This is a genomic window from Ferrigenium kumadai, from assembly GCF_018324385.1.
GTDB classification, from domain to species: Bacteria; Pseudomonadota; Gammaproteobacteria; order Burkholderiales; family Gallionellaceae; genus Gallionella; species Gallionella kumadai.
Window position 1 is genome coordinate 789,248 of sequence record NZ_AP019536.1, and the last position, 22,835, is coordinate 812,082.

Below are 22,835 nucleotides of genomic sequence, written 5' to 3' on the forward strand. Positions count from 1 at the left end.
GGGCATGAGTATGCAAAGTCTGTATCTGCTGGTTCCGCTGGCGCCGCTGTTCGGCGCGATCGCCGCGGGTCTGTTTGGCAAATGGCTGGGCCGCGACTGGTCGCACCGCATCACCATCGCGATGGTGGCGGTGGCATTTGGCGCATCGGTCGAGATCTTCAACGACGTGCTGGCCGGCAACACCTTCAACGGCCCGGTCTACACATGGCTGACCTCCGGCGACACCAGCTTCCAGGTCGGATTCCTGATCGACAAGCTCACCGCCACCATGATGCTGGTGGTGACCTTTGTGTCGCTGATGGTGCATATCTATACCATCGGCTACATGGAAGAAGATCCCGGCTATCAGCGTTTCTTCAGCTACATCTCGCTGTTCACCTTCTCTATGCTGATGCTGGTGATGGCCAACAACTTCATGCAGCTGTTCTTCGGCTGGGAAGCGGTGGGCCTGGTGTCTTACCTGCTGATCGGTTTCTGGTACACGCGTCCGACGGCGATCTACGCCAACCTCAAGGCCTTCCTGGTGAACCGCGTCGGCGACTTCGGCTTCCTGCTCGGCATCGGCTTGGTGCTGATGGTGTTCGGCACGCTGGATTACGCCGCCGTGTTCGCCAGTGCCGCCGCTCATGTGAACGACGTCGCGCCGATCCCCGGCATGTCGGTGAGCCTGATGTCCGCGATCGGCATCCTGCTGTTCATCGGCGCAATGGGCAAGTCGGCGCAGTTCCCGCTGCATGTGTGGCTGCCCGATTCGATGGAAGGCCCGACCCCGATCTCCGCGCTGATCCACGCCGCGACCATGGTGACTGCCGGTATCTTCATGGTGGCGCGCATGTCGCCGCTCTATGAACTGTCCGAGACCGCGCTGTCCTTCATCATGGTCATCGGCGCGATCACCGCGCTGTTCATGGGCTTCCTCGGCATCATCCAGAACGACATCAAGCGCGTGATCGCCTACTCGACGCTGTCGCAGCTGGGCTACATGACCGTCGCGCTGGGCGCATCGGCCTACTCGGTGGCGATCTTCCACCTGATGACGCACGCCTTCTTCAAGGCGCTGCTGTTCCTCGGTGCCGGTTCCGTGATCATCGCGATGCACCACGATCAGGACATCCGCAACATGGGCGGCCTGAGGAAATACATGCCGATCACCTGGATCACCTCGCTGATCGGTTCGCTGGCGCTGATCGGCACGCCGTTCTTCTCCGGCTTCTACTCGAAGGACAGCATCATCGAGGCGGTCGCGCTGTCGAACCTGCCGGGTTCCGGTTTCGCCTACTTCGCGGTTGTGGCCGGCGTGTTCGTGACTGCGTTCTATTCGTTCCGTATGTATTTCCTGGTGTTCCATGGCGAGGAGCGCTTCGGCAAGAACCATCATGACCACCACGGCGACCACGACGACGAGGAAGTATCCTCCGATCATCACCATGGCCTCGCTCACGGCCAGAAGCCGCACGAGACCCCGTGGGTGGTGTGGCTGCCGCTGGTTCTGCTGGCGGTGCCCTCCGTGCTGATCGGTTACATCGCCATCGAGCCGATGCTCTACGGCGGCTATTTCGGCAACGCGATCTTCACCGCCGAACACCACCACGCGATGAACGAGATGCGTGAGGAATTCCACGGCGCGGCCGCCATGGCGCTGCATTCGCTGCTGACCCTGCCGCTGTGGCTGGCGATTGCCGGTGTAGCAACCTCCTGGTTCTTCTACATGAAGCGTCCGGACATTCCCGCGATGATCCAGAAGAAGTTCCAGTTCATCTACACCGTGCTGGACAACAAGTACTATTTCGACCGATTCAACGACTGGTTCTTCGCCGGCGGCGCGCGCGGCGCCAGCGGCTTCCTGTGGAAGTTCGGCGACGTGAAGCTGATCGACGGCCTGATCGTGAACGGCTCGGCGAAGATGGTCGGCATGTTCTCCGGCGTCGTCCGCCGCCTCCAGTCCGGCTATATTTATCACTACGCGTTTTCCATGATCATCGGCGTATTCGTGCTGCTGAGTGTGCGCAACTGGTTTGAATAAGGAATGACAGCATGATTTTTGGCTTACCTGTAATTAGCGTTGCGATCTGGCTGCCGATCATTTTCGGTGTCTTGGTATTGGCCACCGGCGACGACAAGAACGCCCCGCTGGCGCGCATCCTTGCACTGGTCGGTTCGGTGCTCGGCTTCCTGGTGACGATCCCGCTCTACACCGGCTTCGTGCGCGACACCTCGCAGATGCAGTTCATCGAGATGCACGACTGGATCACCCGCTTCAACATCCATTACTACCTCGGCGTGGACGGCATCTCGGTGTTGTTCATCCTGCTGACCGCGTTCTTCACGCCCCTCGTGGTGTTGGCCGGCTGGCAGTCGATCGAGAAGCGCGTCGCGCAGTACATGGCGTCCTTCCTGATCATGTCCGGCATCATGATCGGCGTGTTTGCCGCGCTCGATTCCATCCTGTTCTACGTATTCTGGGAAGCCATGCTGATCCCGATGTTCCTGATCATCGGCGTGTGGGGCGGCCCGAACCGCGTGTATGCGGCACTCAAGTTCTTCCTGTACACGCTCCTCGGCTCGCTGTTGATGCTGGTGGCGCTGATCTACCTGTACAACCAGTCCGGTGGCAGTTTCTCTATCCTGGACTTCCATCAGACCGCGATCCCGATGAACGCGCAGATCCTGATCTTCATCGCGTTCTTCTTCGCCTTCGCGGTGAAGGTGCCGATGTTCCCGGTGCACACATGGTTGCCGGACGCCCACGTTGAAGCGCCCACCGGCGGCTCGGTGGTGCTGGCGGCGATCATGCTGAAGGTGGGTGCCTACGGTTTCCTGCGCTTCTCCATGCCCATCGTGCCGGATGCCAGCCACCAGCTGGCAGGCGTGATGATCGCGCTGTCGCTGATTGCGGTGGTGTACATCGGCCTGGTGGCGCTGACCCAGAGCGACATGAAGAAGCTGGTGGCGTATTCCTCCATCTCGCACATGGGCTTCGTCACGCTGGGCTTCTTCATTTTCAACGCGTACGGTATGGAAGGCGCGCTGCTGCAGATGATCTCGCACGGCTTCGTGTCCGGCGCGCTGTTCCTGTGCATCGGCGTGCTGTATGACCGCATGCATTCGCGCAAGATCGCCGACTACGGCGGCGTGGTCAACACCATGCCGGTGTTCGCGGCGTTCTTCATGCTGTTCGCCATGGCCAACAGCGGTCTGCCCGGCACCAGCGGCTTCGTCGGCGAATTCATGGTGATCCTGGGCGCGGTCAAGGCCAACTTCTGGTACGCCTTCGCTGCCGCGACCACGCTGATCTTCGGCGCGGCCTATACGTTGTGGATGTACAAGCGCGTGATCTTCGGCGCAGTGGCGAATCCGCATGTCGCCGAACTGACCGACATGAATCTGCGCGAGAAGCTGATCTTCGCGGTACTAGCGGTCACCGTGCTGGGCATGGGCCTGTACCCGCTGCCGTTCAGCGAAATCATGCACGTATCGGTGAACGACCTGCTGGTACACGTGGCACGTTCCAAGCTGCCGTTGTAGGCCGCTGACTTGAGGTGAATATGAACATGGATTTGATGACGAATTTGATGCCGGCCAGCGCGGAAGTCTTTTTGCTGGTCATGGTGAGTGCGATCCTGATCGCGGACTTGCTGATCAAGCAGAGCGGCAGGATGGTCACCTACATGCTGGTGCAGATCACCTTGCTGGGTTGCTCGCTGGTCACTGTCGGCACGCATGAGAACGGCGTTGTATACGCCTTCCACAACATGTTCGTGGACGACCTGATGTCCGACGTGCTGAAGCTGCTGACCTTCCTGGCGGTGTCCATGATGCTGGTGTATTCCCGCCAGTACCTCACCGTGCGCGGCCTGTTCACCGGCGAGTTCATGGTGCTGACGCTGTTCGCCACGCTGGGCATGATGGTGATGATCTCCGCCAACCACTTCGTCTCCCTCTACCTCGGCCTGGAAGTGTTGTCGCTGTCGCTGTACGCGATGGTCGCGTTGCAACGCGATTCCGCCGTCGCCACCGAAGCCGCGATGAAGTACTTCATCCTGGGCGCCCTGGCTTCCGGTCTGCTGCTGTACGGCATGTCGATGCTGTACGGCGCGACCGGTTCGCTGGAGCTGGGCGTCGTGGCCAACGCGATCCAGTACGGCGTCGTCGACAAGAACTTGCTCGTGTTCGGCCTGGTGTTCGTGGTCTCCGGCCTGGCATTCAAGCTCGGCGTGGTACCGTTCCACATGTGGGTGCCGGACGTCTATCACGGCGCGCCCACGGCGATGACCATGTTCATCGGCTCCGCGCCCAAACTGGCCGCCTTCGCCTTCACCGCGCGCATCCTGGTGGAAGGCCTGCAGCCGCTGGTGCAGCACTGGTCCGGCATGCTGATCATCCTGTCCGTCGCTTCGATGGCCATCGGCAACATCACCGCGATCGCGCAGACCAACCTCAAGCGCATGTTGGCCTACTCGACCATTGCACACATGGGCTTCCTGCTCCTCGGCCTGCTCTCCGGCGGCGTCGAGGGCTACGGCTCTTCCATGTTCTATGCCGTGATCTATGTGCTGATGTCTCTGGGCGCTTTCGGCATGATCATGCTGCTGTCGCGCGAAGGCTTCGAGGCCGACACGATCAACGACTTCAAGGGACTCAACCAGCGCAGCCCATGGCTCGCTTTCATGATGCTGCTGCTGATGTTCTCCATGGCGGGCGTACCGCCGACCGTGGGTTTCTACGCCAAGTTCTCGGTGCTGAACGCGGTGGTGCAGGCGGGCCATCTGTGGTTGGCCGTCGTCGCCGTACTGTTCTCGCTGATCGGTGCGTTCTACTACCTGCGCATCGTCAAGCTGATGTATTTCGACGCGCCGGAGAGCCATGCCCCGATCGCCGTCGGCCAGGACACCGCGCTGCTGATCAGCGTCAACTCCCTGGGTGTGCTGTTGCTTGGTCTGTTGCCTGGCGCGCTGATGTCGGTTTGCGCCGTGTCGGTGCAGCAGTCCTTGCTGTTGCATTAATCCGCACCGTTTCGCCCTGCAAACTCCCGCCCGTGCGGGAGTTTTGTTTTTTTGACGCCGGATTTTTCTGTGCCGAACGTGGCACAATACGACCCTTATTTGGACGGGGGTTTCTGTAGGCAGTTAAAAATGCCGAGGTTGCACCTGGCCGAGGAATGAGGGAATGACTTATGACTGCATCTGATCTAACCGACGCGTCTACGGATGCGCTGCGGGACCAGTTGGTGACGCCGGGTTTCGTTGCCAAGCGGGCGGAGGGGGTGTTCGTCCTGCTGCAGCGCATGCAGTCGAATAACGACTTTGAACTTTTCATCGATCGTCTGTTCGGCGAGGGCATGCGTTTCGCCGGGCTGGATTACGCGACATTCCTCAAGCTGCTGTATGACGCCGATTGGCTGGCCGATGTACAGCGCAAGGGCGGCGAGATCAAGGTCGCTGAAGAGCTCGTTCGTTTCCAGCCGCAGCGCCGCACGCTCTACCGGCCGGTGAAGATACTGGAGGGCGGGGCGCGTGCCGAGTACGTATTCGAGCCGGTCAGTATCGAGGTGAGCTACGAGGAACCGGTGTATGGCGAACCGGACGCAGACGGCGTCGCCCAGATCGTCAGGTACGTGACCAAGACAAAGGAACAGCCCGCGAGGCTCGATTTCGACGAGTTCATCGCGGACATGTGGCTGAAGGGCGTGAAGTTCGGCATCGATGCCGACGCGATGCGCCTGGTCGTCGCACGCGGCACATCGGTGCGCATGATCATCGCCAGGCAGCTTGAGCCAACCGAAGGCAGCGACGCCGAGATACGCGAGGTTTCCGAGAAGCTGCACCGGGACAATGCGCCCAAGGTGCTGGCCAGCGGCAAAGCAGATTTGGCTATGTTCGCGAACCGCTTTCCGCAAATGGCGAAGGGGACGCGCCTGCTCAGGAAGATTCCGCGCGTGCTGGGCAAGCAGGGACGCAAGGTGACGGGAGAGGTCATCGAACCTAAGCTGCCCAAGGATCTGGATTTGTATGAGCTTGCCGCGGAGGGGACCCGTGTCGAACAATTTCCGGACGGCGAATACATCGTGGCGACACTGGACGGATTCCTGACGCTGGACACCAGGTCGAACACGGTGTCGGTCACGGAAAAGATCGAGAACAAGGGAGGCATCAGCGCGAAGACGACCGGCAACCTCTCCTTGTCGGTGGATGAATTCATCGAACACGGCGAGGTGCAGGAAGGCCGTGTGGTGGAAGGCAAGCACATGACCTTCCTGTCAGACGTGTTCGGCAAGGTGGTATCCCAGGGCGGCAATATTCGCATCGACGGCAACCTGTCCGGCGGACAGGCGCACACGCAGACCGGGAATGTCACTCTCAACGGACGTGTCTCGAGAGCGGTGGTGCGGGCCAGGGATGGTGAAGTGATAGCCAACTTCTGCGAGAGCAGCTTGCTCGTCGGTGGTAGCGTCCGGATCGAGCATGCGGTGAATTGCGAGATCGTGGCCGATGAAGTGTATGCGGGAACCGTCGAGGGCTGCACGATCGCGGCGAAGAATGTCCAGATCGCTTCTGCGGATGAACGCAGAGGACGGGAGACGCTGGTGACATTACTGGTCCCCGATTTTTCGACAAGCGACCAGTTCATCGCAAAACTGAAAAAGGGTATCGGCGAGGCCCAGCAGGGCATCAAAGAGAAAATGCAACTGATCGAACAGCTGAAATCCGATCAGGAGTTCGCGAAATACCTGGCGCTGGCGGAAAGGATCAAGAGCGGTGCGATCAAGCTGACCCAGGAGCAGGCCATGAACTGGCGCAAGCTGATGGAGAAGCACGCCAAGGCCGTCGGCGAGGTGGCGAAGCTGGAGACGGAAGTCAGCGCGCTCGACAAATCGCTCAAGGAGGCCGAGGAGGAGCTTTCCTATACCGAGCGCGACCGTGCCGGGATGGGCGAGGGCATCGCCTGTGTCATCGATAAAGTCGTTGGACAAACTACCGGGCAAACGATGGCTTCCAATAATGGCATGGAGATCTTCGGCAAGATGTCGGGCAACGACATCCGGAACGCTCTGCAAAAATCGGATAGTTCCAAGGCACGAATCTTCTCATCCGACGACGGCTCGATCGATTGGGAATTCAAGGGATCGGCGGGCGCCTGAGCTTGCCGGCCAGTATTTGCAGGGTGCAATGATGGATTTGAAAGAGATCAGGCTCGACGGGGCCGTGATGTACGAGGGCAGTTTCATGGAGGTGTGCAAGGACCGCGTGCGCCTGCCCGACGGGAGCGAGAGCAGCCGCGAGTACATCACCCATCCCGGTGCGGTCACGGTGATCGCGCTGCTGGACAACGGCAACCTGTTGATGGAGCGACAATTCCGTTACGCACCCCAACGCGAGTTCATCGAGCTGCCCGCGGGCAAGATCGACCACGGCGAGGATACGCTGCTCACCGCGCAACGCGAACTGCTGGAAGAGACCGGCTATGTGGCGACTGAGTGGACCCACCTCGCCACGACCTGGCCGTGCATCGGCTATGCCGACGAACGCATGGAATATTTCCTCGCGCGCGGATTGAGCCACGAAGGACGCAAGCTCGACGACGGCGAATTCCTCGAAGTATTCGAACTGTCCTTGCCGGAAGCGCTGGACTGGATACGGCAGGGCAAGATCAACGACAGCAAGACCATCGTCGGCCTGTTCTGGCTGGAAAAGCATCTCAAGAACTGGCAGGGATAGGCGCACCGCTCTGGTGCAATATGTTGGTGCGCTCGGATATGGATGCACCAATTCGGCTCGCTCCTGGCGATTTCTTCCTACCGTCTTTTGCTTCACTCCATAACTATCAATCAGTTGCAAAAGTGGAACGCATCTTGCGTATTTGACCCGGTTCGCACCAAAGGAGAGAAGTATGGAAGATTTGAAAACCGGTAACGACGTTTTATTCGTGTTGCTAGGCGCCATCATGGTGCTGGCGATGCATGCAGGCTTCGCATTTCTGGAGCTGGGCACGGTCCGCAAGAAGAACCAGGTCAACGCCCTAGTGAAGATACTCAGCGACCTGGCCATCTCGACCATCGCCTATTTCTTCATCGGTTACGGCATCGCCTACGGCATACATTTCTTTACCGGCGCGGAACAGCTCGCGCAAAGGAACGGTTACGACCTGGTGAAGTTCTTCTTCCTGATGACATTCGCAGCGGCCATCCCCGCCATCGTCTCCGGCGGCATTGCCGAACGCGCCAAATTCAATCCGCAACTGGCGGCGACCTTCACCCTGGTCGGCTTCGTCTACCCGTTCTTCGAAGGCATTGCCTGGAACGGCGCCTATGGCATTCAGGACTGGCTGAAAACGACTTTCGGCGCGGGTTTCCATGACTTCGCCGGTTCGGTGGTGGTGCATGCCGTAGGCGGCTGGATCGGCCTCGCGGCGGTGCTGTTGCTCGGTGCGCGGCGCGGACGCTATACCAAGGAAGGGCGCATCTCCGCGCACCCGCCCTCCAGCATCCCGTTCCTCGCACTCGGCGCATGGATACTCACCGTGGGCTGGTTCGGCTTCAACGTGATGAGCGCGCAGACCATCACCGGCATCAGCGGCCTGGTCGCGGTCAATTCGCTGATGGCGATGGTGGGCGGCACGCTGGTAGCTCTGTGGCTGGGCAAGAACGACCCCGGCTTCGTGCATAACGGTCCGCTCGCGGGGCTGGTGGCAGTGTGCGCCGGTTCCGACCTGATGCATCCCATCGGTGCCCTGTTGGTCGGCGGCGTGGCGGGCGGTCTCTTCGTGGTGATGTTCACACTTACCCAGAACCGCTGGAAGATCGACGACGTGCTCGGTGTGTGGCCGCTGCACGGTCTTTGCGGAGCCTGGGGCGGCATCGCCGCAGGCATCTTCGGGATGAAGGCCCTGGGTGGAGTCGGCGGTGTCAGCTTCATGTCGCAACTCATCGGCACGCTGCTGGGCGTGGCCATCGCCTTCGTGGGCGGATACGTCGTGTATGGGGTGATAAAGAAACTGGTCGGCATCCGCCTCGATCCGGAGGAGGAATTCAACGGCGCGGACCTTTCGATCCACAAGATCACCGCCACGCCGGAACGCGAATCGGGCTGGTAATTCCCCTGCGGTACCCACCTAAGCCGATGCGGCGCAACACGCCGCATCGGCTTTTTTGTTTGCTGCACACCAACAGCCGCGCCCTGCAGGCATAGGCCGGAATGCCTAGATAATTCGGTATATTGTTTTATGTCCACCGGGCGCCTATGGTCGTTCCCCGAGTCTTGCATGAGGATGCCGGTATGCGAAAAGAAAATGCGAAGCTGACCCCTTTAGTTCATATTCTGCTTATGGCAACACTTTTTTCCGTAAGTCCAGTTTGGGCAAAAGGCAATCCGAAAGGGATTCTGGACAGAGATGAAATCAATTTTTTTAAAAATACGGCTTATCCGATTTTGATTAAATCAAAACTTTGTGTGTCCGCGGATAAGGATTGCTATGGTAACCAGTATTTTGTTTGTTTATCTCATGACGCCCTTGCATGCGATGCTTATGGCATTACCGATGAAAAAGTCATCAAGGAAATTCTGACGGCAGTGATTAATAGCGGGTTGAAAGTCTCAACGTTTAAGTTTTGGCGAAGTAAATATCACGAAACAACTTTTTTCGAGAAGCCACTTTTGGAATTTATTGATCGGACAGGGGAGAAATAATCATGAGCAACCAAGCGGCAGATTTATTGATCACGAAATTAAAGCACGAAATTAAAGGGGGCAGCTTCGCATTGATTCCTTAGCCACCTTCTCAAGCAAAAAGGGCAGGCCAACCGGCCTGCCCTTTTTGTTGCGCGGTATTTTTGTTCAGTCCTTGAACGCCTCGATAGGCGAATAGATTTTCACTTCATCGCTTACCGCCGGGACGAACTTGGTCATGCCGAATTCGGAGCGCTTGAGGGTGGCGCTGACGTCCGCGCCACAGGCCTGTTTCTTGAGCATGGGGTGCGGGGCGCAGCGGAAGTTGCTGACGGTGAGCGTCATCGGTTTGGTGACGCCGAGGAGGCTGAATCTTCCTTCGGCGGCGACTACCTTGTCGCCGTCGAACACCAGCTTGTCCGAGGTGAAGCGTATGGTCGGGAAGTATTTGACGTTGAAGAAGTCCTCGCCCTTCATGTGCTCGTCCCATTTCTCGAAGCCCATGTCGAGCGATGCCGTCTCGATGGTGAGGTCCACGCTGCCTTTTTTCGCCGCGATGTCCAGGGTGATCTTGCCGCTGCTCTTGTTGAAGCGTCCGCGCTGGGTGGAGAAGCCGAGGTGGTTCACCTCGAATAGCGGCCAGGTGTGGTTGGGGTCCACGGTGTAGCTGTCTGCTGCGTAGGCGGGAGCGGCGAGCAAGGCGGCAAGGACGATGGCGACAGTCTGGTTCACGGTTTTCTCCTTTCGGGTTGTTTACTTCTTTGTAAGGGTAAAGCGGAAACGGATCTGAACTTCATCGGCGACCGTATCGGTGTCGCTCCAGATGCCGGAGCCGATACCATAATCGAGCCGTCTGAGCGGGAACATGCCCTCGATGAGCAGCGTGCCGGCTTGTTGCGTGAGCGTGAAAGGAGCGCGGATGCTCATCGTCTTGCCCTTGATGGTCATCTGGCCGAGCACTTCGTACCGTCCATTGCCGACATTGTCGACCCGGCTTGAGATGAAGCCGGCAGTGGGATGGTTGCGGATGTCGAACCATGCCTTTCCTTTGACCTCCTCGTTGGCATCGTCATTGCCGGTATCTATGCTGGCGAGGTCGATATCGATGCGCGCCGTTCCTGTTTCCGGCTTGGCCGGATCGACCGCGACACGGGCGGTGAACTTCCCGAACGTGCCTTCCACGGGGACGCCCATCTGTTTTGAAACAAATGAAATGCTACTTTGCCGCGGGTCCAGCTCGGTGAATTCTCCTGCAGTCGCCAGCGAGGCGGTGCACAGCAACAGCGCGGCCATCCAGCGTCTCACGTCTTGCTCCGCAGGAACGGCAGCATGCGCGCGAGGATATCGTCGCGGTCCAGGAAGTGGTGTTTCAGCGCGGCGCCGATGTGCGCCAGCACTGCGCCGAGCATGAGGAAGTTGAGGCTTCCGTGCACCTCTTGCAGCAGGTCGCCCAGTTCCTTGTTCTTGGCGACCAGATCGGGCAGCGGCAGCACGCCGAACCACACGGTCTGGACTCCCTTGGCCGAGCTCATCAGCCAGCCGCTCAGCGGGATGACGAACATCAGTGCGTACAGCAGGTAATGCAGGCTAGCTGCGGCGAGTCTCTCCCATCCCGGCATGGTGCCAGGCAACGGCGGCGGGCGGTGTGCGATACGCCACGACAGGCGCAGCACAACCAGCAGGAAGATGCCGACGCCGATCCACTTGTGGTAGCTGTACAGCCTGAGTTTGTGCGGGCTGAGCGGCAGGTCGTGCATGTACAGGCCGAGCGGGAATGTCGAAAAGATCAGCAGGGCGATCAGCCAGTGCAGGCCGATCGCAGTGCGGGTGTAGGCGGCAGGCTGTGCATTCAAGACAGACTCCTTTTCAACTTGCTGGCGGCAAGACGGATTATGCACCGGCCAGTCTGAATTCGATCACGACCTCATCTTTCACCGAGAGCAACCCGGCGGGCAAGGTGTAGGGACGGATGCCGAAGTCGGTCTGGCGCAGTATAAACGAACCGGTGACGACAATGCGCTCCGGGAAGCCCTCGACATTGAGCGGTACCCACAGCTCGCGTTTCTGGCCGTGTATTTCGACCTGCACCTTGGCCGCCAGCTTGGGGGGCTCCCCGGTGATCTGCAGGGAATGCACGCGCACATAAGGGAATCGCTCCGCCTGCAGGTTCTCTTCGCCGAGCATGTGCTCGCGCGTGCCTGCTATTTCGACGGGGCGCAGTATGGCGGCGAAGGCCTTACCCAGTCCGGAACGGTCTTCGGGATTGTCGATCTCCAGTTCGTCGAGGCGAAACTCCAGATCGAAACGCGCGTTCGCGGCTTCTCCGGAAGGGAGATAAGCGAAACCGGTGAACCTGGGGGCGGAGAGGACGTGGTTATGTCCCACCCTGCTCATGAGTCCGCCGCGGAAGGCGTAGATGCGCACGGCCGAGTTTTGCGAATCAAGGGTGTAGACCTTGCCGCCCGCTATTCCCAGCTCGTCATAACTGGTTTTCAGGCTGGCCGGCTGGCCGCCCAGCGTGGCTGATGCTGCGTTGTTTTGCGGGGCGGGGGACGGAGTGGCGCAGCTGATCAGGGTGATGATGCTGGCCAGACCCAGGAGAGCGATAACGATGTACTTGCGAATCATGTGCTCTCCTTGGTGATGGCCGCGAGGGCTATTTGATTCTTGCTGCGAGGCCCTCGTCGACCAGTTGGTCCGGATGGTAATTACGGCGGGTGAAGGAGAACAGCTCAGACAGCGGCGAATAGGCCTTGATGTCCGAACGGTTCCTGAAGGCGAAGCCGGCGAGGGCCGTCAGGGTGGCGGTCAGGCTGCGGGTCTTGCGGTGGACGATCCACGGCACGGCGATGGAGATGTAAACGAATCCTGTGAACAGGATCGCCAGCACGATCAGCGAGCGTTTGAAGCTGCCGCTGCTGCCTTTGTTGAGCCACAGGTCGAATACCACGGCGCGATGGTCCAATTCCTCGTGGGCATGTTGCACGAACAGTTCTTTGGCAAAAGCGGAGTGGATGTCCAGTCGCGCTTCCTGATTCATGTACACCTTGGACAATACTGCGGCGTAGTGCTCCAGCGCTGCTGCGAGCAGCAACCGGCTGGGGAGGGATAGGTGCTTCCTTGCATGATCCAGCAGGGATTCGACCAGGGCGAGTCCTGGTGGCGTCCTGCCCAGGTATCTGAGCAGGGAGGCATTGAATTTCTTGTGCGCACGCGAATGGTCAGCCTCTTCGTGGATGAACGTGTGGCAGCGTTGTTCAAGCTCCGGATGCTGCCGTCCGTCGAGGCCTTCAGCCACGGTGCGGACGAAGAAGTTTTCCAGAACCGGGGTGACGAAACTGACCGCTTCCATGATGCCGGAAGTCACGGCATTGGAATTGCACCACGTGCCGGAAAGGTCTTCCGTCGTCGTCAGATGATGTTTCAGGAATTGCATCTCTCCACCTATTTGCCGTCTATTATATGTTGGTCTAATTTATTAAAGATATCGGCGCCGATGAGGTACTCCTCGTCACCGCTATAGACTTCGATCTCGGTCACCGCTTTGTCTGCCTCCGTGACCAAAAGTTTCTTGGCGACCGTCGCTCCCGACCCCAGGCGTGTCGTTCTTTCCACGGAAATCGTGCGAATCAGCGTATGCCGGCGGTCGAACAATTGTGTCCGCAGCGACAATCTGGCGTCCTTATCCACGCAACTGACAACTTCCCGTATGGGGGAGTTCGCTGTGTCGGTCTGGGAACGAACGAGGGTGCATTCGCGTCCGGCTATTCGTTCCGTTCCGCCGAGTTCCTGCTTCGGCCAGTACCACCAGGGGCCGAACATGTCCCAGATCACCAAGCCGGAATCGAACAGCCTGGCAAGGGGGAACGTTTCCGTTATTCCGTCAGAACCCTGTTCCCCGTATTCGATTGCCCTGATCCGGCCGTCTGCGGTCTTTCCTGCGGCAAAACGGCGGTTGCGCACTGATTCCGGAGAGATGCCGCGGATCAGCAGGCGCTCCCTGTCCTTGCCGATCTGTCCGATGACGGCGATCTTGAGCGGCATGGCGCGGCGGCCGTCCGGCTTGATCGCCGCGACATTCATACGCGCTTCGAACCCTTCGGAGAGTCTTGCCTTTTGCATCGTTTCGACAAGTGCCGCCGCCGACGGCTCGGCGCCATATGCCGGCCATGCGAGCGCCGCCAGCATGGTCAGGAGAGAGGCGGCAACCCTGGTCATTCCTGCCTCAGCGCATTTGAAGGCAGCAGGCGCGCTGCCTTGAGGGCCGGATAGATGCCTCCGCAGATGCCGAGAACCACGGACAGGCCGAGCACCCCGAACAGGAACGGGATAGAGAATACCGCATCGATCTTGCCGCGCATCAGTTCGACGTGCTCCAGCCCCCACGTGATCGCAATGCCCAGCACGATGCCGGCGATACCGCCGACCAGCGTGAGGATGGTGGATTCGCTGAAAACCAGCTTGACGATGGTGCGCCGTTGCCAGCCGAGCGCCAGCAGGATGCCGATTTCCCGGGTTCTCTCATTGATGCTCATCAGCATGGTATTGAATACCACGAGGGCGCCGACCAGGCCGGCGATCAGGATGGTTGCATTGCTCATCGCCTTGGAGATACGCACGACGGCGTTCTTCTGGACCAGTTCGCCGGACGTGATGGCGATATAGCCGGGCATCGTCGCGCGCACACGCGCCTTGAAGTCTTCGACGTCAGCCTCGGATGCGCGCCCGTCCAGCTTGATGTTCAGGATGTTCACCTTGCCCGGCTTGTCGGTGATCTGCTGCGCCTGCGTGAGGGTCATGAGCACCGCACCGTTTTCGACGACTGCGGGGCTTTCGTATATCCCGCTTACCTGGAACGACCGACCTTCGATCTCCAGTTGGTCGCCGATCTTCTTGTGCAGCATTTCGGCCGCCAGAGAACCGATCACGACGGATGCTTCGGCATCATTGCCTGGCCAGCGGCCGTCCACGAGCTTGAGGTGATCCCACAGATAGCTGCCATATGCCCAGCCGAATACGAACACAGGGGGAGCATCGTTGCTGACGCTCAGCATCTCGCTGAGCAAGCCGACTACTTCCTGTACGTGCGGGAAACCGGCCAAGGTCGGCTGCACCTTGCTGGCGACGAAAGGGGAGGGCATCGTGTTCTCGCTGGCGATGCGGGTCACGATCAGGTCGGTGCCGCGCGCATCGTTGGCTTTTTGCCAGCTGGCCTCGAATCCCCATGCGATGCTGGTCAGCGCCACCACGGCGGCGATGCCGAGCGAGATGGCGGAAACGGTCAGGCTGGTTCGGGCCGGCCTGCGGTAAAGGTTGCCGAGTGCAAAGTTGAACAGGTTCACGTGCGGGCCTCCTCGGCGTATCCGATCTTTCCGTCGCGCATGTGTATGACACGGTCGGCGCGGGCGGATACGTTCGGGTCGTGGGTGACCATGACGATGGTCAGTTCCTTCTCTTTTTTCAGTTCGCCGATCACGTCCAGCACATGGGCCGCATTGGCGCTATCCAGGCTGCCGGTGGGTTCGTCGGCGAGGATGACGTCGGGGTCGTTGATCAGTGCGCGCGCGATGGCTACGCGCTGGCGTTCCCCGCCGGACAGCCTGCCCGGGAAATGAGCCAGACGGTTGGACAAGCCGAGCTGCGACAGCAGGTATCGGGCTCGTTCCTCGTGTTCTTTGGCCGCGCCGGGACAGCCGATGGTGGGAACCAGCACGTTGTCGAGCGCGGACAGCGTCGGGAGCAGGTAGAACGACTGGAAAATGAAGCCGATGTTCTGTCTGCGGAACAACGAAAGGTCGCGGATCCCGGAATAGGGCTGCGAGCGGAAATAGAGCTCACCGGATGTCGGACTGTCGAGTGTGCCGATGAGATTCAGCAGGCTCGATTTACCGCAGCCACTCGGGCCGACGATGGCGACGAATTCGCCTTCGCGGATTTCGAGGTCGATGCCATCCAGCGCCCTGGTCTGGCCGTCATCGAAATGCAGCGCAAGATTTTCGGCGCGAACGATGGTATCGGTTGCTGTCGTTGTGTTCATAGGGACGGGGAGATATTACGCTTCACGGTGAACTCAGATCCGACTCCCATCGTGGCGAAAGGCATAGACCGAAACGCAAGCCAGGCAAGTCGCCAGCAGGATTGATTTGTACATGACCAGGTTCACTGTCGATCCAAATGGGCGCGGATTATAAATGGGCGCGGATTATAAAGTGATAATAAAAACAATCGGTATCGCCGTGATAAACGGTAACCCCGGCTGGACAGGCGGCAAGCCGTCGGCGTGGCGCAAAATTCAGGCTTGAAAAACTTTTACCCCTCCCCCATGTCTGATTCGCTCGGTCGATCCTGTGCCGGTACGAGCCGGCGGATATGACCGGAAGGCCGATGGTGAGTTCCATGGTGTTAAACTGGAGCATCTTTATTTTGATGGAGATTGTATGAAGCGAATTTTTCTGTTCATTTTGACCAACTTGGCGGTGGTGGCCGTGATCAGCGTCACCCTGCGCCTGCTCGGCGTGGACCGCTGGGTGACGGAGACCGGCGGCATCGACTTTAGCGCGCTGCTGGTGATGTCTGCCGTGATCGGCTTTGCCGGCTCGCTGATCTCGCTGGCGATGTCCAAGTGGTCGGCCAAGCGCATGGTCGGCGCGCAGGTCATTGAACAACCCTCCGACCCGACCGAGCGCTGGCTGGTGGAAACCGTGCGCCGCCAAGCTGAGACGGCCGGCATCGGCATGCCGGAAGTGGCGATCTACGACGCGCCGGACGTGAACGCCTTTGCGACCGGCTGGAACCGCAACAACGCGCTGGTGGCGGTGAGCACCGGGCTGCTGCACAGCATGAGCCGCGAGGAAGCCGAGGCGGTGCTGGCGCATGAGATCAGCCACGTCGCCAACGGCGATATGGTGACATTGGCGCTGATCCAGGGCGTGGTCAACACCTTCGTGATTTTCTTCGCCAAACTGTTCGGTTACTTCGTCGACCGCGTGCTGCTGAAGAACGATGGGCGCGAAGGTCCCGGCATTGGCGCATTCGTCGCCGAGATCGTGGCGCAACTGGTGCTGGGCGTGCTGGCCAGCATCATCGTGATGTGGTTCTCGCGCCAGCGCGAGTTCCGTGCCGATGCGGGCGGCGCGAGCTTGGCCGGGCGCGAGAAGATGATCTCCGCGCTGGAGCGCCTGAAGGTCAATCATGAGCAGGCGACCCTGCCGGAACAGATGGCCGCATTCGGCATCTCCGGCGGTCACGCCTTCGCCAAACTGTTCATGACCCATCCGCCGCTGGATGAGCGCATCGAGGCATTGCGCGCCGGGCGTTAAGCCTGTTTGGCAGCAAACTGGAAGGCCCGCGATGCGGGCCTTTTTTGCGCCCGCCATCGGTAATGGTGATGCCGTGCGGAGTGCGGCAGGCTGGATCGGTTCAAGCAGTTTCAGTCGCGGCGACTACGGTGCTGTGGGCTGCAAACCCTCGTCGCGGCCGAAGTCGCCCTGCAAGGGGCGATTGGCGGTCATAGGGCGGGTGGAGTGGAATCCGTTCAGGCTGGAAAGCAAAAAGGCCCGCATTGCGGGCCTTTTTGTTTGGAAATAACAAAACCGGTTAGCGGATTCCGGTGTTCTGTGCCACCCACACCTTGTGCACGCTGTGCGCTGCTTTGATCTGCGGCTTCGCTGTCTCTGCGGGTTGCGCTTCGCCAACTGATTGTGCCGCAGGTGTGCTTTCAAGTTTTGAAGAGGGCACGTTGGGGATAGGCACCTGTTTGTTGTCGATGTCTTCGTCCTCCTCTTCATACTTTTCGCGCGGCGGATTGCCGTCGTATACCTGGCTCTGGCGGTGCAGCAGGTAGGCGTCACGGATGAATTCATAGCGGTCGATCACTGCTTCATCCAGCACCTTTTCCTGTTCCAGCAATTGCGCGCGGCGATTGACCGCCTTGGTCAGATAAAGCTGGTTGCGCGTGCGCATGTGGTTGACGCGGCGCAGCTTGCTCGGGCGGCTGTCGACGTACAGGCCGATGCCGTCACGCACCGAACTGGGGCCCAGGATGGGGAGCACGATATAAGGGCCGCTGCCGATGCCCCAATAACCCAGGGTCTGGCCGAAATCCTCATCATGTTTTTCCAGCCGGGAGGTGACGTTTAGCAGGCCGAACACGCCGAACGTGGTGTTAAACACGAAACGCGAACCATCGGAAGCGGCCTGAGCGAATTTGAGTTGCAACAGGTCGTTTGCGGTGACGATGACATCGTCCAGATTGGAAAAGAAGTTAGTCACCAGGATCTTGCCGGGTTCCGGCATCACGGCGTTGTAGCCTTTTGCAACGGGCTTGGCGATGGCCTTGTCCAACGTGTCGTTGAATTGGTAGACGCCGCGGTTGAACGACTCCAGCGGATCGGCGGGATTATTCGTGCGTGTGGAAGCGCAGCCGGTCAGCGCGACGGCGGCGAGGGCTAGCATGATGCGGATGGTGTACATATCGTTCTGTCTGCGATGGTTTTTATGGATTATAGGCTGTCCGGCGAATCGCGGTAAAGCTATCCCCTACGAGCGCGGCGGGGCGGAGAGTTCGCCCATGTGGAAACTGAACTGGCCTTTGCGGCGATCCGCGAAATAATGCTCGAGGCTGTACTTGATCGGGCGGAAGGCGATTTCGTCCCAGGGAACCTCTTCCTCGCCGAATAGCCGGACCTCCAGGCTTTCCGGGCCGGGGCCGAAGTCCAGGTCCAGCAACGTGGCGCGGAACAGCAGGTGAACCTGGTTGGCGTGAGGCAGGCTGTACATCGAATACAGGTCGCCGATCGCAATGCGCGCATTGGCCTCTTCCAGCGTCTCGCGGATGGCGGCCTCGGAGGTGGTCTCTCCGTTTTCCATGAAGCCGCCGGGCAGCGTCCACAGGCCGTGGCGAGGTTCGATGGCGCGGCGGCACAGCAGGATCTTGTCCTCCCATTCGGGGATCGAACCGATCACCATCTTGGGATTCTGGTAATGGATGGTGCCGCAGGCGATGCAGATGTGGCGCGGACGATTGTCATCGTCGGGGCGGCGGAACTCGACCGCCGCACCGCAGGAGGGACAGAAGTTTATTTCCAGAACTGCCACCAGGACTTCCCAGGCTTGGTTTCAGCCGCCGCGGCCTCGCTGGCGGGCGTGTTCTTAGTCAGCACGCGCTTGGCATCGTCGCGGAGATCGGTCATGCCCATCGCGTCATAGGCCTGTACCATGATCTCCAGTGCGTCGCGCGTCGAGGGACTGTTCGGGTACTGCGTCAGGACGCCCTGTGCTCGGTTGGCTGCGGCGATATATGCGCCGCGGCGCAGGTAGTAGCTTGCAACATGCAGTTCATGTTTGGCCAGCGCATTCACCAGGTACTGCATACGCAGCCTGGAATCGGGCGCGTATTTGCTGTCGGGAAAGCGCGTCACCAGTTCCTTGAATGCGGCGAACGAATCCTGTGCGGCCTTGGGGTCGCGTTCGGTCGGGTCCTGTCCGCCGATCGACCTGAGGACGCCGATCTCGCCGTTGAAGTTGGCCAGCCCCTTCACATAGTAGGCATAGTCCACGTGCGGGTTGTTGGGATACTGCTTGATGAAGCGGTCGGCGGCCGAGACGGCGGCTTCCGCTTCGCCATGGCGGTAGTTGGCGTAAGCCACCTCCAGCAGCGCCTGCTGCGCATAGCGTCCGTACGGATAACGCGATTGCAGCGACTCGAAAAGCTTGATCGCCTGCTCGTAGTTGCCGTCGTTCAGTTCAGTCTTGGCGAGGCCATAGATTTCCTCTGCGGACTGTTGTTTGACCTGCGCGGAACCATCGGGCAGCGGTTCGAGCAGGCTGCAGGCGGATAACGTGAGCAGAAGGAAAACGGCTAAACTATGGCGCATGACTCAATCCGGAAAAAATTTGGTGAATTATAACGCAAACCCCCAGGCCGCCGAGGCGCAGCATTTTGTCGTACCCGCCGACTGCGCGGGCATGCGTTTCGACCAGGCGCTGGCGAAGCTGATGCCTGAATATTCGCGCAGCCGTCTGCAAGGCTGGATAGAACAGGGGCAGGCCACGCTGGACGGCACGGCGGCGACTGCGAAACAGAAGGTGTGGGGAGGCGAAGCCATCGCCGTGCTGCCGCAGGCGCACCCTTCCGAGCAACCGCATCAGGCCGAGGACATCGCGCTCGATATCGTGTACGAAGATGATGCCTTGCTGGTCATCGACAAGCATGTCGGGCTGGTGGTGCATCCCGGCAGCGGCAACTGGGAAGGGACACTGCTGAACGCGCTGCTGCACCATGCGCCGCAGCTGGCCGAAGTGCCCCGCGCGGGCATCGTGCATCGCCTCGACAAGGACACCAGCGGCTTGCTGGTCGTCGCCAAGACCATCCCGGCGCAGACCGCGCTGGTGCGGCAGTTGCAGGCGCGCAGCGTGAAACGCGAATACCTCGCGCTGGTGTGGGGCGAACTGCGCCGCGACGGTACGGTGGATGCGCCGATCGGGCGCCACCCCACCCAGCGCGTCAAGATGGCAGTGGTGGAAAGCGGCAAGCCCGCGGTGACTCACTATCACATCGAGGAGCGTTTCCCGAGTTGCACGCTGGTGCGCTGCCGCCTGGAGACCGGGCGCACCCACCAGATTCGCGTGCACATGGCGCACATCGGCCACCCGCTGGTCGGCGACAGCGTGTACCTGAAGGGCGCGCAGCGTTGCGTGCCGCATCTGCGCGAGTTGCTGCAGGGATTCCCGCGCCAAGCCTTGCATGCCACGCGTCTGGCGCTGGAACATCCGGTCAGCGGAGAACGGGTGGAATGGCACGCGCCGTTGCCGGAAGACTTCGAGCGGTTGCTGCAACAGATACGCGAGGCGAATCATGAATCTGCCTGATCATTGCATCATCCCCGACTGGCCTGCGCCTGCCAACGTCAAGGCCCTCCAGACCACGCGGCACGGCGGCATCAGCGCCGTGCCCTACGACACGCTGAATCTCGGCAGCCACGTCGGCGACAACCCGCTTGCGGTGGCACGTAACCGCGAATTCCTCAATAGATTGCTGCCCAGCGAACCGGTATGGCTGGAGCAGGTGCACGGCACCATCGTCGCCAATGCCGATCATGCCAGCTGCCAGCCGCGCGCTGACGCCTGCATCGCGCGCCACCGCGCGGCGGTGTGCGTGGTGATGACGGCCGACTGCCTGCCGCTATTGCTGTGCGACGAGCAGGGCACGGTCGTCGGTGCGGTGCATGCCGGATGGCGCGGACTCTGCGATGGCGTGATCGAGACCACGGTGCTGGCGATGGATGTCCCGCCGCAGAACCTGATGGCGTGGATGGGGCCGGCGATCAGCCGGGAGCATTTCGAAGTGGGCGGGGAAGTGCGCGACGCCTTCGTCGCGGTGCAGCCGCAGGCTGCAGCCGCTTTCGTCGGCGGAGATCACGGCAAATGGTATGCCGATCTGTATGCGCTGGCGCGCCTGCGTCTGGAGGCGCTGGGCATCACGAAGATCTGCGGCGGCGGCCATTGCACCTACCGCGAGCGCGAACGCTTCTTCTCCTACCGGCGTGACGGCGTGACCGGGCGCATGGGTACGTTCATCTGGCTGGGATGATGTTCGGCCGGAGAGCTTACATCCCCAGTTCGGACTGAATCTTTTCGACCATCGCGCGCAGGCCGGCGACCTCATCGTTGAGCCGCGCGACATTCGCCTTGAGCGCCGCGACTTCGCCGAGGTCGACACTCTGCGGTGCGGCGCTCGATGCGATCTTGAACGCTTCTTCGTCCACTGCACCGCACAGCAGGTGCGCCCAGCGGTGTTCTCGCGAGCCGGGCAGCTTGGGCAGTTTGACCACCCAGGGCGTGTCGGCTTCCGCCAGTTCTTCCAGGAATGCCTCCACCGAGGAGATGTCGGCGAACGGGTGCAGCCGTTCTGCGTTGATGCGCAGTTCGCCTGCGGTCTGGGCCCCGCGCAACATCAGCACCGCCAGCAGCGAGACGGACTGTTCAGGCAACTGGAACACGCGCCGCGCATTGTGGGCATAGCGCATCACGCGTCCGCCGCTCGACTCGACGATCAGCGCATGGCTTTTGAGCGCGTCGATGGCGAGCTGCACTTCGTTTTCCGTTGCCGCCATCACCGGATCGCGTGCGGTCTTCTGGTTGCAGCCCAGGGTCAGGGTGTTGGTCGAGAGCGGGTAGGAGTCGGGTACGGTTTTTTCTTTTTCGATCAGCACGCCGAGTACGCGCGCTTCAAGGGGGGAGAAAATGGGAAGTGTCATCTCGGTTGCCTGCAGTGGTGTAACGGGGCCGAATGCTATCACGCATGCATGGGCGGCCGGCATGCGACCGCAAGCATCGGGGCAATCCGTTATAATTCGCGCCCTTAATCCCCCAATTCCTCCGGATAAAACTCATGAGCGTCCTGCTTTGGATCGTTGTGGCCAGCCTCATCGGCGGCGCGCTGAGCGTGCTGTGCGCGGCATTGTTCGCGCTGAACGCCCGAGCTCACTGGGTGAGCGCGCTGGTCAGCTATGCCATCGGCGCATTGCTCGGTGCGGCATTCCTTGAAGTTTTGCCCGAGGCGATGACTCTCTCCAGCAGTGCGGAGGCGGTGAGCGGCACAGTGCTGGTCGGCATCCTGGCATTCTTCACCATGGAAAAGCTGCTGCTGTGGCGCCATTGCCACCATGATCATTGCGAGGCACACGAGCCGCATGAGTCGCATGTGATCGATACGCATGGCCGCAGCGGCACCATGATCATGGTGGGCGATACCTTCCACAACTTCGTGGACGGGGTGATCATCGCGGCAGCTTTCCTTACCGACATCCATATCGGCATCGTCACCGCGCTGGCGATCATCGCCCACGAGATCCCGCAGGAAGTCGGCGATTTCATGATCCTGCTGCATTCCGGGTACAGCAAGGCGCAGGCCCTGCGCGTCAACCTGCTGTCCAGCGTGGCGACACTGGTGGGCGGTGTGCTGGCCTACTTCGCCCTGCAGTCTGCACAGAGCATCGTGCCGACGCTGATGTCCCTCGCCGCGGCAAGCATGATCTACGTGGCGGTGGCCGACCTGATTCCGGGGCTGCACAAGCGCGTGGCGTTGCGCGATACCGTCCAGCAGGTGGTGATGATCGTTCTGGGCGTGAGTTCTGTATTCCTCGTGGGCCTGTTGATCGCCGAATAGCCGCT

Annotated in this window: 23 protein-coding genes; 11 read left to right on the plus strand and 12 right to left on the minus strand. The window is 60.3% G+C overall.

The annotated features are described in order from the left end of the window. Positions 1–4 precede the first annotated feature (4 nt). The 7 genes from nuoL (at position 5) to FGKAn22_RS03850 (ending at position 9,683) form a co-directional block, all read left to right on the plus strand. Positions 5–2,023 carry an NADH-quinone oxidoreductase subunit L gene (gene nuoL, locus FGKAn22_RS03820; protein WP_212786658.1) on the plus strand — a complete coding sequence of 673 codons (2,019 nt, stop codon included), beginning with the start codon at positions 5–7 and terminating at the stop codon, positions 2,021–2,023. Positions 2,024–2,034: 11 nt separating this feature from the next. Beyond that, positions 2,035–3,525, plus strand: coding sequence for an NADH-quinone oxidoreductase subunit M (locus FGKAn22_RS03825; protein WP_212786659.1), 1,491 nt, complete (start codon positions 2,035–2,037; stop codon positions 3,523–3,525). 26 nt (positions 3,526–3,551) lie between these two features. Continuing rightward, positions 3,552–5,003, plus strand: a complete 1,452-nt coding sequence (nuoN, locus tag FGKAn22_RS03830) for an NADH-quinone oxidoreductase subunit NuoN (RefSeq protein ID WP_212786660.1) — start codon at positions 3,552–3,554, stop codon at positions 5,001–5,003. A 170-nt stretch (positions 5,004–5,173) separates the two neighbouring features. Then, positions 5,174–7,138, plus strand: a complete 1,965-nt coding sequence (locus tag FGKAn22_RS03835; RefSeq protein ID WP_212786661.1) for a flagellar assembly protein A — start codon at positions 5,174–5,176, stop codon at positions 7,136–7,138. Positions 7,139–7,169: 31 nt separating this feature from the next. Beyond that, positions 7,170–7,715, plus strand: coding sequence for an NUDIX domain-containing protein (locus FGKAn22_RS03840; protein WP_212787145.1), 546 nt, complete (start codon positions 7,170–7,172; stop codon positions 7,713–7,715). 172 nt (positions 7,716–7,887) lie between these two features. Next, entirely contained in the window at positions 7,888–9,090 is a 1,203-nt protein-coding gene (locus tag FGKAn22_RS03845) for an ammonium transporter (protein WP_212786662.1), read from the plus strand. A gap of 182 nt (positions 9,091–9,272) precedes the next feature. Then, on the plus strand, positions 9,273–9,683 hold the full coding sequence (locus tag FGKAn22_RS03850) for a hypothetical protein (protein WP_212786663.1): 411 nt from the start codon (positions 9,273–9,275) through the stop codon (positions 9,681–9,683). A gap of 147 nt (positions 9,684–9,830) precedes the next feature. Here FGKAn22_RS03850 and FGKAn22_RS03855 read toward each other — a convergent pair whose 3' ends face one another. From FGKAn22_RS03855 to FGKAn22_RS03890, 8 genes are read right to left on the minus strand one after another with little or no spacing between them, the layout of a single operon-like run. Next, positions 9,831–10,394, minus strand: coding sequence for a YceI family protein (locus tag FGKAn22_RS03855; RefSeq protein WP_212786664.1), 564 nt, complete (start codon positions 10,392–10,394; stop codon positions 9,831–9,833). Between the two features lie 21 nt (positions 10,395–10,415). Then, entirely contained in the window at positions 10,416–10,955 is a 540-nt protein-coding gene (locus tag FGKAn22_RS03860) for a YceI family protein (protein ID WP_246487451.1), read from the minus strand. An 8-nt stretch (positions 10,956–10,963) separates the two neighbouring features. Next, positions 10,964–11,515: a cytochrome b gene (locus FGKAn22_RS03865; protein WP_212786666.1), complete on the minus strand. Its 552-nt coding sequence runs from the start codon at positions 11,513–11,515 to the stop codon at positions 10,964–10,966. A 37-nt stretch (positions 11,516–11,552) separates the two neighbouring features. Continuing rightward, positions 11,553–12,290: a YceI family protein gene (locus tag FGKAn22_RS03870; protein WP_212786667.1), complete on the minus strand. Its 738-nt coding sequence runs from the start codon at positions 12,288–12,290 to the stop codon at positions 11,553–11,555. Positions 12,291–12,318: 28 nt separating this feature from the next. Next, positions 12,319–13,098, minus strand: coding sequence for a metal-dependent hydrolase (locus tag FGKAn22_RS03875; RefSeq protein WP_212786668.1), 780 nt, complete (start codon positions 13,096–13,098; stop codon positions 12,319–12,321). 8 nt (positions 13,099–13,106) lie between these two features. Then, positions 13,107–13,880, minus strand: a complete 774-nt coding sequence (locus FGKAn22_RS03880) for an outer membrane lipoprotein-sorting protein (RefSeq protein WP_212786669.1) — start codon at positions 13,878–13,880, stop codon at positions 13,107–13,109. After that, positions 13,877–15,004 carry an ABC transporter permease gene (locus FGKAn22_RS03885; protein ID WP_212786670.1) on the minus strand — a complete coding sequence of 376 codons (1,128 nt, stop codon included), beginning with the start codon at positions 15,002–15,004 and terminating at the stop codon, positions 13,877–13,879. The genes FGKAn22_RS03880 and FGKAn22_RS03885 overlap by 4 nt, the downstream gene beginning before the upstream one ends. Continuing rightward, positions 15,001–15,699: an ABC transporter ATP-binding protein gene (locus FGKAn22_RS03890; protein WP_212786671.1), complete on the minus strand. Its 699-nt coding sequence runs from the start codon at positions 15,697–15,699 to the stop codon at positions 15,001–15,003. Before FGKAn22_RS03890 ends, FGKAn22_RS03885 begins: the two co-directional genes overlap by 4 nt. Positions 15,700–16,099: 400 nt before the next feature. Between FGKAn22_RS03890 and htpX the strand changes: the two genes are divergently transcribed. Further along, on the plus strand, positions 16,100–16,981 hold the full coding sequence (gene htpX / locus FGKAn22_RS03895) for a protease HtpX (protein WP_212786672.1): 882 nt from the start codon (positions 16,100–16,102) through the stop codon (positions 16,979–16,981). Between the two features lie 277 nt (positions 16,982–17,258). On the opposite strand, the gene FGKAn22_RS03900 is transcribed toward htpX, so the two are convergent. The 3 genes from FGKAn22_RS03900 to FGKAn22_RS03910 form a co-directional block, all read right to left on the minus strand. Further along, complete coding sequence (locus FGKAn22_RS03900; RefSeq protein WP_212786673.1) at positions 17,259–18,134, minus strand: MlaA family lipoprotein; 876 nt, start codon at positions 18,132–18,134, stop codon at positions 17,259–17,261. Positions 18,135–18,200: 66 nt separating this feature from the next. Beyond that, entirely contained in the window at positions 18,201–18,743 is a 543-nt protein-coding gene (locus FGKAn22_RS03905; protein ID WP_212787146.1) for an NUDIX hydrolase, read from the minus strand. Next, a complete protein-coding gene (locus FGKAn22_RS03910; RefSeq protein ID WP_212786674.1) occupies positions 18,740–19,537 on the minus strand; it encodes an outer membrane protein assembly factor BamD in 798 nt (265 codons plus the stop codon). The genes FGKAn22_RS03905 and FGKAn22_RS03910 overlap by 4 nt, the downstream gene beginning before the upstream one ends. Here FGKAn22_RS03910 and rluD point away from each other — a divergent pair. Beyond that, complete coding sequence (rluD, locus tag FGKAn22_RS03915) at positions 19,536–20,531, plus strand: 23S rRNA pseudouridine(1911/1915/1917) synthase RluD (RefSeq protein ID WP_212786675.1); 996 nt, start codon at positions 19,536–19,538, stop codon at positions 20,529–20,531. The two genes, FGKAn22_RS03910 and rluD, sit on opposite strands and share 2 nt — an antisense overlap. After that, a complete protein-coding gene (gene pgeF / locus FGKAn22_RS03920; RefSeq protein ID WP_212786676.1) occupies positions 20,518–21,252 on the plus strand; it encodes a peptidoglycan editing factor PgeF in 735 nt (244 codons plus the stop codon). Before rluD ends, pgeF begins: the two co-directional genes overlap by 14 nt. 16 nt (positions 21,253–21,268) lie before the next feature. Here the strand turns inward: pgeF and FGKAn22_RS03925 are convergent, their stop codons facing one another. After that, a complete protein-coding gene (locus tag FGKAn22_RS03925; RefSeq protein WP_212786677.1) occupies positions 21,269–21,919 on the minus strand; it encodes a YceH family protein in 651 nt (216 codons plus the stop codon). A 134-nt stretch (positions 21,920–22,053) separates the two neighbouring features. On the opposite strand from FGKAn22_RS03925, the gene FGKAn22_RS03930 reads away from it, so the two are divergent. Then, entirely contained in the window at positions 22,054–22,830 is a 777-nt protein-coding gene (locus FGKAn22_RS03930; protein WP_212786678.1) for a ZIP family metal transporter, read from the plus strand. Positions 22,831–22,835 lie beyond the last annotated feature (5 nt).

What these genes read in the sequence shown, in the direction of transcription:
- nuoL (WP_212786658.1), top strand. Translation starts at nt 5, where the DNA reads ATGAGTATGCAAAGTCTGTATCTGCTGGTTCCGCTGGCGCCGCTGTTC.
- FGKAn22_RS03925 (WP_212786677.1), bottom strand. Translation starts at nt 21,919, where the DNA reads ATGACACTTCCCATTTTCTCCCCCCTTGAAGCGCGCGTACTCGGCGTG.
- FGKAn22_RS03840 (WP_212787145.1), top strand. Translation starts at nt 7,170, where the DNA reads ATGGATTTGAAAGAGATCAGGCTCGACGGGGCCGTGATGTACGAGGGC.
- FGKAn22_RS03900 (WP_212786673.1), bottom strand. Translation starts at nt 18,134, where the DNA reads ATGTACACCATCCGCATCATGCTAGCCCTCGCCGCCGTCGCGCTGACC.
- FGKAn22_RS03845 (WP_212786662.1), top strand. Translation starts at nt 7,888, where the DNA reads ATGGAAGATTTGAAAACCGGTAACGACGTTTTATTCGTGTTGCTAGGC.
- pgeF (WP_212786676.1), top strand. Translation starts at nt 20,518, where the DNA reads ATGAATCTGCCTGATCATTGCATCATCCCCGACTGGCCTGCGCCTGCC.
- FGKAn22_RS03910 (WP_212786674.1), bottom strand. Translation starts at nt 19,537, where the DNA reads ATGCGCCATAGTTTAGCCGTTTTCCTTCTGCTCACGTTATCCGCCTGC.
- nuoN (WP_212786660.1), top strand. Translation starts at nt 3,552, where the DNA reads ATGGATTTGATGACGAATTTGATGCCGGCCAGCGCGGAAGTCTTTTTG.
- FGKAn22_RS03880 (WP_212786669.1), bottom strand. Translation starts at nt 13,880, where the DNA reads ATGACCAGGGTTGCCGCCTCTCTCCTGACCATGCTGGCGGCGCTCGCA.
- FGKAn22_RS03875 (WP_212786668.1), bottom strand. Translation starts at nt 13,098, where the DNA reads ATGCAATTCCTGAAACATCATCTGACGACGACGGAAGACCTTTCCGGC.
- FGKAn22_RS03930 (WP_212786678.1), top strand. Translation starts at nt 22,054, where the DNA reads ATGAGCGTCCTGCTTTGGATCGTTGTGGCCAGCCTCATCGGCGGCGCG.
- FGKAn22_RS03825 (WP_212786659.1), top strand. Translation starts at nt 2,035, where the DNA reads ATGATTTTTGGCTTACCTGTAATTAGCGTTGCGATCTGGCTGCCGATC.
- FGKAn22_RS03870 (WP_212786667.1), bottom strand. Translation starts at nt 12,290, where the DNA reads ATGATTCGCAAGTACATCGTTATCGCTCTCCTGGGTCTGGCCAGCATC.
- htpX (WP_212786672.1), top strand. Translation starts at nt 16,100, where the DNA reads ATGAAGCGAATTTTTCTGTTCATTTTGACCAACTTGGCGGTGGTGGCC.
- FGKAn22_RS03835 (WP_212786661.1), top strand. Translation starts at nt 5,174, where the DNA reads ATGACTGCATCTGATCTAACCGACGCGTCTACGGATGCGCTGCGGGAC.
- FGKAn22_RS03860 (WP_246487451.1), bottom strand. Translation starts at nt 10,955, where the DNA reads ATGGCCGCGCTGTTGCTGTGCACCGCCTCGCTGGCGACTGCAGGAGAA.
- FGKAn22_RS03850 (WP_212786663.1), top strand. Translation starts at nt 9,273, where the DNA reads ATGCGAAAAGAAAATGCGAAGCTGACCCCTTTAGTTCATATTCTGCTT.
- rluD (WP_212786675.1), top strand. Translation starts at nt 19,536, where the DNA reads ATGACTCAATCCGGAAAAAATTTGGTGAATTATAACGCAAACCCCCAG.
- FGKAn22_RS03890 (WP_212786671.1), bottom strand. Translation starts at nt 15,699, where the DNA reads ATGAACACAACGACAGCAACCGATACCATCGTTCGCGCCGAAAATCTT.